This window comes from bacterium, assembly GCA_016786595.1.
Lineage (GTDB): Bacteria > Bdellovibrionota_C > UBA2361 > SZUA-149 > JAEUWB01 > JAEUWB01.
Map to the genome: position 1 here is coordinate 1 of JAEUWB010000034.1, position 12,313 is coordinate 12,313.

Annotated in this window: 10 protein-coding genes and 1 tRNA gene; 2 read left to right on the forward strand and 9 right to left on the reverse strand. The window is 44.9% G+C overall.

Features of this window, described 5'->3' with window-relative positions; translation table 11 throughout:
• Window positions 1-309: DUF1972 domain-containing protein (locus JNK13_05165; GenBank protein MBL7662124.1), on the reverse strand; the 309-nt coding region annotated here is incomplete at its 3' end.
• Window positions 310-434: 125 nt separating this feature from the next.
• On the opposite strand from JNK13_05165, the gene JNK13_05170 reads away from it, so the two are divergent.
• Window positions 435-1,196, forward strand: a complete 762-nt coding sequence (locus JNK13_05170) for a thioredoxin domain-containing protein (protein MBL7662125.1) — start codon at window positions 435-437, stop codon at window positions 1,194-1,196.
• A 273-nt stretch (window positions 1,197-1,469) separates the two neighbouring features.
• On the opposite strand, the gene JNK13_05175 is transcribed toward JNK13_05170, so the two are convergent.
• The 5 genes from JNK13_05175 to JNK13_05195 form a co-directional block, all read right to left on the reverse strand.
• Window positions 1,470-2,441: a transposase gene (locus tag JNK13_05175; protein ID MBL7662126.1), complete on the reverse strand. Its 972-nt coding sequence runs from the start codon at window positions 2,439-2,441 to the stop codon at window positions 1,470-1,472.
• 119 nt (window positions 2,442-2,560) lie between these two features.
• Complete coding sequence (gene lpxC / locus JNK13_05180; GenBank protein MBL7662127.1) at window positions 2,561-3,868, reverse strand: UDP-3-O-[3-hydroxymyristoyl] N-acetylglucosamine deacetylase; 1,308 nt, start codon at window positions 3,866-3,868, stop codon at window positions 2,561-2,563.
• A 5-nt stretch (window positions 3,869-3,873) separates the two neighbouring features.
• Window positions 3,874-5,175, reverse strand: a complete 1,302-nt coding sequence (locus tag JNK13_05185) for an adenylosuccinate synthase (protein MBL7662128.1) — start codon at window positions 5,173-5,175, stop codon at window positions 3,874-3,876.
• A gap of 18 nt (window positions 5,176-5,193) precedes the next feature.
• On the reverse strand, window positions 5,194-5,526 hold the full coding sequence (locus JNK13_05190; GenBank protein MBL7662129.1) for a ferredoxin family protein: 333 nt from the start codon (window positions 5,524-5,526) through the stop codon (window positions 5,194-5,196).
• Window positions 5,527-5,591: 65 nt separating this feature from the next.
• A tRNA-Cys gene (locus JNK13_05195) sits at window positions 5,592-5,665 on the reverse strand.
• Window positions 5,666-6,775: 1,110 nt separating this feature from the next.
• Between JNK13_05195 and JNK13_05200 the strand changes: the two genes are divergently transcribed.
• On the forward strand, window positions 6,776-7,264 hold the full coding sequence (locus JNK13_05200; protein ID MBL7662130.1) for a hypothetical protein: 489 nt from the start codon (window positions 6,776-6,778) through the stop codon (window positions 7,262-7,264).
• A gap of 447 nt (window positions 7,265-7,711) precedes the next feature.
• Here the strand turns inward: JNK13_05200 and JNK13_05205 are convergent, their stop codons facing one another.
• From JNK13_05205 to cmoB, 3 genes are all read right to left on the reverse strand, one after another.
• On the reverse strand, window positions 7,712-8,740 hold the full coding sequence (locus JNK13_05205) for a hypothetical protein (protein MBL7662131.1): 1,029 nt from the start codon (window positions 8,738-8,740) through the stop codon (window positions 7,712-7,714).
• A 922-nt stretch (window positions 8,741-9,662) separates the two neighbouring features.
• On the reverse strand, window positions 9,663-11,300 hold the full coding sequence (locus JNK13_05210; protein ID MBL7662132.1) for a glycosyltransferase: 1,638 nt from the start codon (window positions 11,298-11,300) through the stop codon (window positions 9,663-9,665).
• Entirely contained in the window at window positions 11,297-12,289 is a 993-nt protein-coding gene (cmoB, locus tag JNK13_05215) for a tRNA 5-methoxyuridine(34)/uridine 5-oxyacetic acid(34) synthase CmoB (GenBank protein MBL7662133.1), read from the reverse strand. The genes JNK13_05210 and cmoB overlap by 4 nt, the downstream gene beginning before the upstream one ends.
• Between the last annotated feature and the right edge of the window lie 24 nt (window positions 12,290-12,313).

A 12,313-nucleotide genomic window follows, 5' to 3' on the forward strand; every position in this document is an offset into this window, starting at 1 on the left:
CAAAGGGCTATTAGCAGCATTGCAAATCAAAACAACATCAACTGGATCAAATAGTAGGTGAATAAAACTAAAAGCTGAGTGTGAGATTGTTTCTAAGTATTTATGATAAACTGCTGGGAGTCTGATAATCTGTGCGCCACGGTAATGTCGTAGGTCTTTTGGTATGTAGCGACTCCGTGCATAGACCCTGACTGTGTGTCCCGCTTCAACCAGTCGAGCGCTTAATTCCTCAGCAAATGTTTCGAATCCGCCGTAGCGGGCAGGAATGCCTCGTGTGCCGCAGATTGCTATCTTTAGGTTTCTACTCAACTTATTCTACTTAATCGATAAATTCTTATGATTTTGCCTTACATATCATTTTCTTGCCTAAGATGGCAGCAGAGAGTTAACATATACGGCGTTTATAGCCTTATATTTATTTTGGAGTTTTCACTATGAAAAAAACAGCATTAATTGCTCTAGGAACCTTCGCACTATTTGCGCAAGGCGCACTAGCAATTGACCAAGCAGAATTTAACAAAGCCATGGATTCTTATCTAGCTGTAGATGGAAACATGGAAAAAATCGGCTCTGCGTTTGAACGTTATCTACAAAAACGTCGCACTGAAGAAATGAAAAAACAAGCGCAGCAAGAGCAAAATGACATGGAGTCGCAATTTAAAAATCCGACGAAAGTCGACGTTGGTAGTTCTCCGGTCAGGGGAAATCCAAACGCTAAAATTACGATTGTCGAATTTTCAGATTTCCAATGCCCCTACTGCTCGCGCGGTGCTAGCACGATGGAGCAACTGCTTAAAGATTATCCGAATGATGTGAAAGTTGCATTCAAAAATTTACCTTTAGAGTTCCATGATCAAGCGAAGCCTGCGGCGAAAGCAGCGCTGGCAGCGAAGGAGCAGGGCAAATTCTGGGAGATGCATGACGTATTGTTTCAGAACCAGCGTGAGCTTGGAAAAACTGCCTGGGAAGATCTTGCTAAGAAAGTTGCTGGCTTAGATGCAGCAAAATTCGCTGCCGATCTTAAGGCAAACGACAAGAAGTATGATGAGATGATTCTTGCTGACATGAAGTTAGCTGAATCGCTTGGCGTTGAAGGAACTCCTGGGTTTTTTGTAAATGGAGTCCAAGTGCGTGGTGCTCGTGATGCTAACTACTTTAAAGGCATCATTGAACGCTGGAAGAAAGAGGGGAAATAGCTAATATTTCCACAGGGGCCCCGCCCTCCGGGGCCCCCTCTCTTGGAGCAGGGTTACATCGCTGAAATAACTACTGCAAAAGAAAAAACCCATTTCTCCATACATCCCTTGTCAGACAAAAATAACTTTACGGCTTCGTTACAACGCAAAAACCAAGCCCCCTGAGCTAAAATGCAGTCAAACCAGAACCCTCCGTACATACTTCTACATCAAGCTGAGCAATTAGCTTGTCAAAGAAGTTATAATTTGAAATTTAATCGTTATTGCTAATTGCTAAACTAGTCGGAAAGGCAACAATGCGCTAGCTAGCAACAACCCGCCAGGAGCAAAGAAGCCTGGTGGAGGCTTGACAGAAAAATCCCCATTTTTCCATGCACTAAATGCCGAGCGAGCTAGTTGCGCATGATCCTTAAACCAAGAAATGAAAGATCTCCTTAGCGGGACGTCTGAAGCTAGGCAAATCACTTTTAAACCTTTGCGCTCAGATTTGTATATTTTACTAGGAGGTTGAAGCTTCAAAGCATGAGCTCCAATAACCTGGCGTTTTCTATTCATTCGATAGCCATGCTCTTTGTCCTTAATTATTTTCAGGAGCTCTTCTGTATACGATTCTGAAGAAGCATTAGAATTGAAACACTGGAGTAATGCCCAGGGGGTTACAATAAGGGGGTATTCCCTTCCGTCAGATTCAAGTAAAACTTTAGCTAGTTCTTTTTGCTCATCTAAACTCAAAGCCCTAGGCGGCAAAGCGGGGATAGAGTCTCTAGAGATTTTTTTACAGATTTTAGTCATTCCTCCGTTGAGTAATGCTTGGTAACTGGAGACTCCTGGATATTCTGAAGCTTTATCTACAAGACTTGCCTCAACTGGGTTAAGATAAAGATAAGCTATGCGCTCAAGTAGCTTATTTGATTCAAGGATCACCAGAGAGTCATACCCTGAAAGCCAAACACTTCTTTGCCTTCTTCCCAGTAACCTATTAATCGCATGCGCAAGCTCGCACTTAAGATAACGCATAAATCGAGGAATATCCTCCGGATTATGCACTATCGCAATTAAGTGAAAATGATTGCCCATGAATAGATAGTGGCAAATTGTGACTTGAAATTGATTGCTAGCAGCAGCAAGAATTCCTTCAATAATTACATTTAGATATGCAGCAACTGATAGTGGCAGCCCCTCTTGGATGCTGCTGCATAACTCAATTGCAGTATTGTTAAAAAAGCACTTAGGATTACGTGGCATAGATTGGCCTCCACTAGGTTGAAAGTTAATAAAAATTCTTACCTAGTATTTTCGGCCGAAATGTATTCGATGTTGCGTGGTGGAAAGAGAAAAAGTTACCCCGTACCAGTTTAGGGGGACTAGGAGGAAGCTAAATTCCAGATATTTTTCAGAAGTGAAATGTTATCAGAATGCCCCGTCATTTTCGCCCGAACCCTTCCACGGATCGGACGCCCCGTTAAAAAGATATCACCAATAATATCAAGAATCTTGTGACGAGCAAGCTCATCCGGAAAACGTAACTCCGTATTAATGATATTATCCGAGCCAATCAAAATAAAATTATTAAACCGCCCACCCGCCGCAAGCCCAGCACGCTGCAAACGCTCAATGTCTTTAACAAAACCAAACGTCCGCGCCGGCGCAATCTTTTCCTTAAAAGCAGCAACAGAATCAAACACAAACTCCACCGACTGATGTCCCACAGGATCCGGATAATTCAATTCATAATTTACTGAAAACTTCTCAGCCGGCTCAATCGTAATCGTTTCCGCACAGCCAGCACTCGCCACAAAACTAATTGATTTCGTCGGCGCAAGCTCATACCAGTCCCCACCCTGCTCCTGAATACCGATTTCTTCAATAACTTTACAAAAATCAATTGCCGAGCCATCCAAGATCGGCACTTCGTCATTACACTTAATCAGTAAATTAGAAATACGATACGCATGCAACGCAGCCAGCAAATGCTCAATCGTCGCCACCGAAATGTCATCGTGCCGAATCGAAGTCGCAAAAGCCGTCGAATCTACAAAATCAACAAACGCCGGAACCGTCCGCGTAGTCCCAATTTTTCCAAAATGTATGCCCGAATCCTTAGGCAAAGGCTCCAAACTCAATCCACTCTTTTGCCCAGAATGCAATCCCAAACCATAAAGCACAGTGCTTTTCTTCAAGCTGCGCTGTCCAAGATTCTTCCCCGGCAGGTTCTTAGAAAGCATGCCAAAATGAGAAAAATGTGAACTCGCCTGGGAATGCTCGATCACACTATCATCCCCACTCTCAAGCAATTTCAACGCGCGACTTGCAGACTGAAGAATGCCATCAATATTGAGTGGCTTTTCAATAAAGTCAAAAGCACCACGCTTTGTCGCATCCAACGCATTTTGAATCGTGGCATGACCCGAAATCATAATTACTTGGATTTTTGCATTCGACTCTCGCACACGATCAAGCGTATCTAAACCATCAAGTCCCGGCATCCAAATGTCTAAAAACATTAAATCCGGTTTAAAGCCAGGAATCTCTGCCAAGGCCGCCGTGCCACTCGTTACAGTTTTTGTTTCACAGTTTTCATCACGCAAGACCTGCTCTAACGACTCACAAATCGTGCGCTCGTCATCGACAATTAAAATCCGTGGCTTACGATTAAAAACCTGTAAAGACATAGCAATTAGCTTCCCGCTAAGCGCGTCAAAGACGAATCAAGAATAATTGTCTGCTCACGATCCGGCCCAACACTAAAACCACCAACCTTAGTTTGCGAAAGCTCTTCAATACGACGCACCAACTTTTGCGCATTCGCCGGCAAATCTTCAAATTTTCTAACACCCGTTAAATCTTCATCCCAACCCGGCAGTTCCTCATACTCAACCTGAACCTGAGAAAGCATCCGACTCGACGTCGGGACATCATCAATTGTTTTTCCGCCGAGCGTATATTTAACGCCCAACCTTACAGTCGTAAAACCCGTCAACACGTCCAACTTCGTAAGAAAAAGCGAATCAATCCCATTCATCCGCACAGCTTTCCTAACCGCCACTGAATCAAACCAGCCGCAACGTCGCGGACGCCCCGTCACTGTCCCAAACTCAGCCCCACGAGAACGTAGTGTTTCACCGGCAACTGTTAAATCCTCAGTCGGAAATGGTCCCTCCCCGACACGCGTACAATAAGCCTTACAAATCCCCACAACCGAATCAATCGCCTTAGGACCGACCCCCGCACTAGCACACGCAAAGCCTGCAACCGTATTTGAACTTGTTACAAACGGATATGTGCCGTGATTAATATCAAGCAAAGACCCTTGTGCCCCCTCAAAAACAACTGATTTCTTCTCCTTCAGCGCATTAGTAACTTCCACGCTAACGTTAGCAATATATGGAATCAGTTTTTCGCGAATCGCAAAGACCTCGTCAATTGTTTTTTCGACAGAAAGCTTTTCGTTCGATCCCAAAACTGTCTCCAAAGTCATATTCTTATTAGAGACATTGCGTTCAATCAGCTCGCGTAAATAGACCTCATCAGTAAGATCAATCATACGCACACCTTGACGTGACACCGCATCTTCATAAGCCGGACCGATGCCCTTCTTCGTTGTGCCAATCTTATTTTTGGCCTCACGTGCGACATCAACCAGCCTGTGATAAGGAAGAATTAATTGAACTTCGCCAGCAATGCCCAAACGCTGCGGAGTGACTTCAATGCCGATATTTTTTAGGCGCTCAATTTCTTCAAGCAAAGAAACAGGGTCAACCACTACCCCTGCGGCCAATAGACAACGGGTCGATGGTCGCAGAATCCCTGACGGAATGAGCTGCAAAGCTGTTTTTTTACCCTCGACAACTAAAGTATGTCCGGCATTATTGCCGCCCTGGAAACGCACTACCAGGCAGGCTTTCTCGGTAAGATAGTCGACGACCTTACCCTTACCTTCATCGCCCCACTGCACACCGACAATTACAATACCTGGCATATAATCCTTAAATTGATACTACTTTGAAGTCACACGGTTGGCATCTAGTTCGCCATCTTGATATTTCTGCACAACTTGTGAGTTAAGCTCGATATAATCTTTCCATTTTTCGGGCACGTCGCCATCTTCATAAATTGCATCAACTGGACATTCTGGTTCACAAGCCCCGCAGTGAATACACTCATCTGGGTGAATCACGAGCATGCCGATATCGCCGGACTTTTGTGGGTCGCGCCCAGCTTTAGTATTTAAATTTGCATCAGGGTTATTATAAAAACAGTCCACCGGGCAGACTTCTACGCATGAGCGGTCTTTTGTTCCAATACACGGTTCTGTAACAACGTAAGCCATTACTGCTCTCCTCTAAAAAATATGACTGTGTAATTTCCCGGCAGCTGGATTGCCAGCGGATCACTTGGAGGCCCGACCCGGATTTGAACCGGGGATGGAGGTTTTGCAGACCTCTGCCTTACCACTTGGCTATCGGGCCTCAAATGCGGCCTCAAGAGATAATCCAATCAGAGATAATCCAAGATAGGCGCGTGGATAATTACGGTAAACATTTAGCGGGCTTAAAGCTCAAGGTCAAGTTTTAATAGGTTTTGGCTCAAGAAGCGCTCTCTTGTATAGAAAAACAAGGATTAGATAATGAAAAGGTGGGCGGCTTAGGATTTTTATAGCCTTTATTTTGCGCTGGAGGAGAGCCGTGCGCAAAAAAACCGCCAACCTTGACTTTCCGGAAGAAAGGAGAGAATCACCTCCGTTGCCGCTCAAAAGCGGACTTTAGGATTTGGCCTTGCAACAAAGTTTCGAGTTAGGGGACCAAGACCAGGAGTCCCCTCACTACGAATGAAGATCAATTGCATGTTGTCATACCTCTGGGTCCGTCTTGACCCTAGTTGATCGTCTCGCTCGTCTTCGCGTAGTTGGTGTTGCCGGTATTCGCCGCCATCGTCATCCTCGTGCAGGGAAGCACCGGATGACCGCGACCGTAATTGTTTCGTTTCATAGATTACCTCGAATTCCTGAGACCATGCTCGCCCGAAGGCATTCACATGTTTCACTCAGGATTTGAATGCCCGATCTGCATAGTTATTATGCAGATAGAAACTCAAATCCTGAGTGCTGAATTCAAGAGGGAACTCAAAAAACCTTAAAAATCCTGAGCCTACCCAAAAGAAATAATTTACAAAGAGCAATGTTGAAAGATCCAACAATAGTGAAGCATTACTCTCGCTTTAAGCTTCATGCAATAGTCAGATTGTAATTCTGGGAAATTTAGTGTATAAATATGACCCTAAATTGTAGTCTGGGTAGAAGAGATTGGATTACCACTTTTTGCATAGATAGTTTTGTAAAAGCGAATTATTGATGATTGGAAAGATCTCCTGTTGAAGAATCATTTGGAGATCCATTCGACTCCTCTAATGCTCATTACCATTCGCATTACAGTCGCTCAGGATGACAAGTCTGAAAGTATTTTACAAGATTCCATGCAACAAGTGGTGAGGGAAAATAAGGTTTTATTGCCCCGATGTGGTGAGGTCTAGGCTGGATCTACATGATCAAGCTTGGACCTCGCCATAGAGGAGAACAAATCATGAATACACTTCCATCATTTCTTTATCTCATAGCCCTACACGCCGTCCGAAATCCTAACGACGACATCTACTATCGAGGCACTTTGAGTGCGGCAATCGTAATCGACTGCCAAGCGCTCGATAATGCAACCGAGAACATTGTCCGAGATGCATTCAGAGGACTCGACTTAGGCCAAGCCGCGATCAACTTCCTTAGTGGGAAACAACCAACAGTTGTCTTGATTGCGCTACTGAAAAAGCAGGGCGCGAGGCCGCAGAGCGCAGAAAAGTTTGCTCGTCTTTTGCTAGATCTCGGGATGCAACTTAAGGAGACTGGCTTCCTTGTTGGCTTTGTTGAAGGTCCGATTTCTACAGATCGAGTTTCCTTCAGACTTTTCAATCCACTACCAGAAAATCAATCTGGAGTGTGGAGCGTTGCTGTTGGTCTGCCAAAACAGAAACAGGGGGGGGGAACTACATCCCGAAAAAGGGACGCAGTTAAAGCTTGAAGACGAAAAACTTTCAAGCGGGCGAGGGTTTTTCGAACTTTGGTTTTAAAAACCCTCCCCACCCTTTCATTCATTTATGGTCATTCATTTATGGTACGGGGTTACTTTTTTAGGCCTAGAACGCGTAGATAAAAGATACCTCCACCTATATTATCGTCCAGATCTACCTATTTGTGACCGCTGCGATGAAATATTTTTTGCTGTTATGCATAGCAGTCACCTTGCGCGGTGACTTGCGCCATAACCGGGAAAAGTAACCCCGTACCATTCCGGGGTTCACCCCGTACCATTCCGGGTTCCGGGGTTGCTGATTTAAAGATAAAAAAGATGACTTTTCGCATTAACCAAATAATACTTGCGGAGAAGATCAACAAAAAATTTGGTGGAGGTGCAAAGCTTTCGCTGCACACCTCCACACGACCCGATTACGATCCCGCTCAACCTTTGTCAGACATCCAGATGAACCTTAATCCGCATATCGTCGATCTGAGCCTCCCGTTTGCCAACCCAGACTGGAGCAATCCAATCTCGCTTGCCGCATTTATTCACAAAACACGGATTCGAGTAGAATCGCCAATGTCCTCGCCGCGTGTGCGGTTTGACCGTTGCACAACCATTTCTCGACTGCTTGTCTTGATTCAGCAAATCATGGACCCACCGCGCAGAAGCTGCTCGATAGATTGTCCGCGAGTCTGCTCTTGGAACAATCTTGCTGGGTTTATTCAGCCTTGAACGATCAAGCAGCCGCTGAGGCGTAATCGAAAAGATCAGTGACCCCTGGTCCATGATCCCTTCAATCAGGCCAACCAAGATGTTGAACACCAGAGTGTCTGCTTCTTTTTCTTGGCAAACGATCTTATCTGCCGATAGCAGCAACGTTTCAGTCCGATCAAGTTCGATAGTCTTCGACTTTTTGTAGAATCGCCCCGCACTAATCCGCCGGATTTTTGCGACGCAATGCCCGCCAGCGGAATCAAGTTCCGCCCGCGCTGCAAAAATCTCAAAGTAAACAACGTCTTTATCACGCGTGCCTGACGTCGCTTCTTCTCGAAAGAGCTTAATTCCTTCTGCTTGCTCTACGTCTCCACACCGCTTGCATCCAGATTCCTGGGAGCGAAGCGTGTGTAGATGTATAACCAAGCGCTCTTCGTAAAGACCGAAATTCGTTGCTTTTTCAGCCACAAGAATGACCTTAAAACCATCGTCAAACGCGCACACGCGGTACGGTTGATGAAACTCCACCATCGTTTGGCCGAGTTTTTCACGAGAAGGAGCAAACGCGTCCACGTTCATTTCCTCTGAAACGTCGAAAAGGGAGGCTGCGCGAAGCAATGTGGCAAGATTCGGGTATCCCGTCAGTGCCTTGACCTCCATGTCAAGTCGTAGCCTTTCGGCTGATGTCAATTGCGCCCAAGTGTCTGCCAGGGCACATAGTGCGTTAAACGCGAGAAAGAGATTCCCGGATTTGAGTGCCATTTTCTTTGATTTACCCTCTGTGGAGACTGAAGCCGCTGAGCTACAAGTGTTAGCGCACAAACGCCAGGCACAAGTAGCAGTGCTTAGTTTCAAAACCTTCAATACGAAAAGTCATCCTCCAAGCAAGGAATCTACCTCCCGCGGAAGATGAACAAAATCACTTACACTTATTTGAATTTTGAAAGAACCTGCTTATAAGTAGCGCCTAGCTACTTAGCTCCTAGACCTCTAGCATAAATAAAACCACTTCTCAATTTGCTACGATTTGCTATATCCAAAAGACAACATCTTACGAATCCTCCCACTGCAGTAGCATTTATTGCCTCCACAAACCTTCTTGCTGATGCCAAAGTCGCGATCTAGTCCTTGCAAAAATCCAGCCAGAATTGCCGTTATATTTAGGTGTCTTCGACGACAATGAAAACTCCTCGCTCGACAGAAATGCTAAGTACATCAGTATTAAAGATCTAGACATTCCCAGGCCGAATCGTTTTTCTGCTGGTATAAAATTTCTGATGCTGGCTACGAGGCAGCCAGTGCACAACAGTATTGTTATGATCATTTCGATAATGGCAATAAACTCACCCGTTCGATCTCAAGCCGTATTGGAATTTAGGTCAAACCGACCTCAATACTTACCAGCGATTCGGGAATCCCTTACATAGCGTGCATGAAAATTCAGAGGAAAGATCTTTTTACAATTGGCTTCATGGCTCAGTCGAAAGAGAACATGAATTAATCGCCCCGCGCGCACAAAATGACGATCGAGACATTTCTCAGATTTGGCATGCAGTCTATAATGCCCGGCCAGACCTGCAAGCTGCATTTCCTGACATCTTCAGTCACGATAGAGCCAGGTTTTTGAGTGGACCGAACGACTTGGCAAACAAGAATACCATTGCGAATAGCGCTTAAGATTTCGTCAATATCTCATCACTGCTGCAACACCAGATTTAATGCTGCGCACAATCTTTCTTAGTGTTTTCGAACTGCGTAAAGGGTCTAAGTCGATAATTTCTGGCTGATAAATAGCATCTCGGTCATGAAAGAGGTCGGCAATCGGAACACCTTGGTCCATTAACTCACTTAACTCTAGCTCCTCCACTGAGCGTCCACGAGAAATTGATTCATAATGGGTTGCCTCCGCAAAAGGATTAAGAATTACCATTTTCCCTGAATCCCAAACTTTCTTACCGAATAAGGCATCACCAAAGCCATTTGGACAATTCCACTCATCAAGTCCACCAACAGCTTCAAAAACGGAGCGCTTAACCAATGCCATCGCTAACGCAACCGCGTTGACCTTACGTATCTGGCGCACCGCTTCATTTGCTTGCGCGATATTTGCTGGACGCACACTAGCAAAACGAATACCGCCACTTTGGATACGGCCATCTGGGTAATAAAGTAATCCCCCAACCAGGCCTACGCCTGGTTGCTCTGCCCAAGACAAAAGTTTTTCAACCGTAGACTCGCCTCGCAGCTCTACATCATTATTCATGAATAAGATGTAATCACTTTTAGTTAAGCTCGCACCGAAATTATTCACCGCAGCATAGTTAAAATACGTTGGTCGTGAGATGACTTCTACCTGACTTACAGCTTTAAACGCCTCAGATATTTTTTTACGTTCCTCAACTTGCGAATTATTATCAATCAGAGATATTCGCATATCTTTAAAAAGTTGATCCCGCATTAAAGATTGCACACAGCGGATCGTCAACGTCGCCTGATCCTTGAAAGGAATCACAACTTGAATTGAAGCTGGTTGTGGACTAAATTTTATATCAATCGCCCCTTGAACATAATTAACTGCAGTTGGTTTTAAGCCTAAAAGCTTAAGACGTTCCTGTGCAAGGTAAACGCGCTCACTTGCAGCTAATTCAGGCGCACTCCCAGAGCAAACAGTTAGCGCCAAGGGAATGTGCTTAAATGTTTGCGGGGCCGCTGTTAGCGCTAAAAACGCAAGCTGCTCAAAGAGTGCGCTAGGACTTAAATCTTTAAGCGAAGGATGTGTCAGTATTTTCTTCAGCAATGTTGTTGGCAGAGATAAGGCCCCGCCAATCACGTTTGTAGAAATAAAATGAACTTCATCAATTTGTGGTGATACACGACGGTACTGCCGTGCACGATAGCGTTTAGACTGCTTTAAATCTGCCTCGACGATCAGTTCATTTGCAAACCATGATTTACCCGGATTTTCACTAATTTTTTTAGCGAAAATAAATAACGCCTGAGGATGAAGCCAGCGATTTTCCGCAACAATTACCGTGTAGTCCGATTTCAACTCAGCGGTTTGGGCCAAATCAGAAGCGCCGCTGCATTGTAGCTCTGTTACTGCCTGATAACTTTGTGTCTTAAGATTAACAGCAAAATTCTCCGCCATACGCCCCAAACCGAGCACAGCAATCGTTGGAAATTTTCCAAAATCGCGCGCGAAGTCGCTCTGCCATTTAAGTGTCTGCTCCAGAGCCAGGTTATCATAAACCGCATAGGGCAATAATTGAAATGGAATTGCTGCAAGTGTAGAGCTTGTAAAATCTGTACGTCCGTTGATCATATGCCTTTTTTAGCCCGAACTAATGCCCGTAATGGAGCCGGATAGCCCTCGACCGTTTTACTTGGATCGTTTGCATCAAGAAAGTCGCTTAAGCTTTCTCCAGGAGAAAAGGGAGTTTGGCGTTGTTCGACGCTCGAGGTCTGATCGATTGAAAGCACTTCTACTGCCGTAAACTTGAGCCAATTCAGCCAAGCCTGCAAACAAGAAATTGTCGGTAAAAAATATACATTCGGCGCTTTAGCGTGTCGATCTAAGGGGCAAAGCGCAACAAGCTCTGCGCCTGGTATAATTTGAGTTTCCAAGTAAAGCACTCCATCCGATTTTAAGTGATCGCGAATTAATTGCAGAGAATTAATTGGATCGCGACGATGATAGAGGACTCCCATGCAAAAAATTGTGTCAAATGCTCGCCCTGCTGAAAGTTCAGCAATGTTCTCAATTCCAAGTTGTTTAAATTGCAGGCGCGGTTCAGGCATTAAAACTTGTAAAAAGTCTGCTTGCAGGACAAATTTCTCGTAAGGATCAATTGCTACGACTTCTCGTGGGCCATGTTCAAGCATGCGCCAAGCATAATAGCTATTGCCTGCTCCGATATCGAGCACACGCTGATTTAATATATCTGCTTGATTGTTCTGCTTTAAGACGGCCTCGACTCGACTCCACTTGAGATCGCTACGCCACTCCGTATCAATCAGTAAATCCTCAATTTGAATTGGGCCTTTACGCCAGGGGATTAATTCCCAGACAATGGCCTGAATTATTTCACGCTGACGCTCGGTTAGTGGACGTTGCGGCCTAAAGCAGATACACCCCGATGCTTGCTCGTAACGAAATTCCGGCAAGCCGCTCAGCACAAGCTCATTACGTAGCGTAAAGTAATTGAGCCATTGCGGCTTACCTTCAAGCCGGGAAGTAATTTTAGTATTAATTCTTTCTGACAATTTCGTGGTCATTTGCCCTATCCAGAGTTGAGCAGATACGATAGCCATCACTATAACTCTCTGCTATACTGT

Excerpts from the sequence above, each read along its gene's own strand:
- JNK13_05185 (MBL7662128.1), bottom strand. The coding sequence starts at position 5,175 with ATGCCAGGTATTGTAATTGTCGGTGTGCAGTGGGGCGATGAAGGTAAG.
- JNK13_05175 (MBL7662126.1), bottom strand. The coding sequence starts at position 2,441 with ATGCCACGTAATCCTAAGTGCTTTTTTAACAATACTGCAATTGAGTTA.
- JNK13_05210 (MBL7662132.1), bottom strand. The coding sequence starts at position 11,300 with ATGATCAACGGACGTACAGATTTTACAAGCTCTACACTTGCAGCAATT.
- JNK13_05190 (MBL7662129.1), bottom strand. The coding sequence starts at position 5,526 with ATGGCTTACGTTGTTACAGAACCGTGTATTGGAACAAAAGACCGCTCA.
- cmoB (MBL7662133.1), bottom strand. The coding sequence starts at position 12,289 with ATGGCTATCGTATCTGCTCAACTCTGGATAGGGCAAATGACCACGAAA.
- JNK13_05205 (MBL7662131.1), bottom strand. The coding sequence starts at position 8,740 with ATGGCACTCAAATCCGGGAATCTCTTTCTCGCGTTTAACGCACTATGT.
- JNK13_05200 (MBL7662130.1), top strand. The coding sequence starts at position 6,776 with ATGAATACACTTCCATCATTTCTTTATCTCATAGCCCTACACGCCGTC.
- lpxC (MBL7662127.1), bottom strand. The coding sequence starts at position 3,868 with ATGTCTTTACAGGTTTTTAATCGTAAGCCACGGATTTTAATTGTCGAT.
- JNK13_05170 (MBL7662125.1), top strand. The coding sequence starts at position 435 with ATGAAAAAAACAGCATTAATTGCTCTAGGAACCTTCGCACTATTTGCG.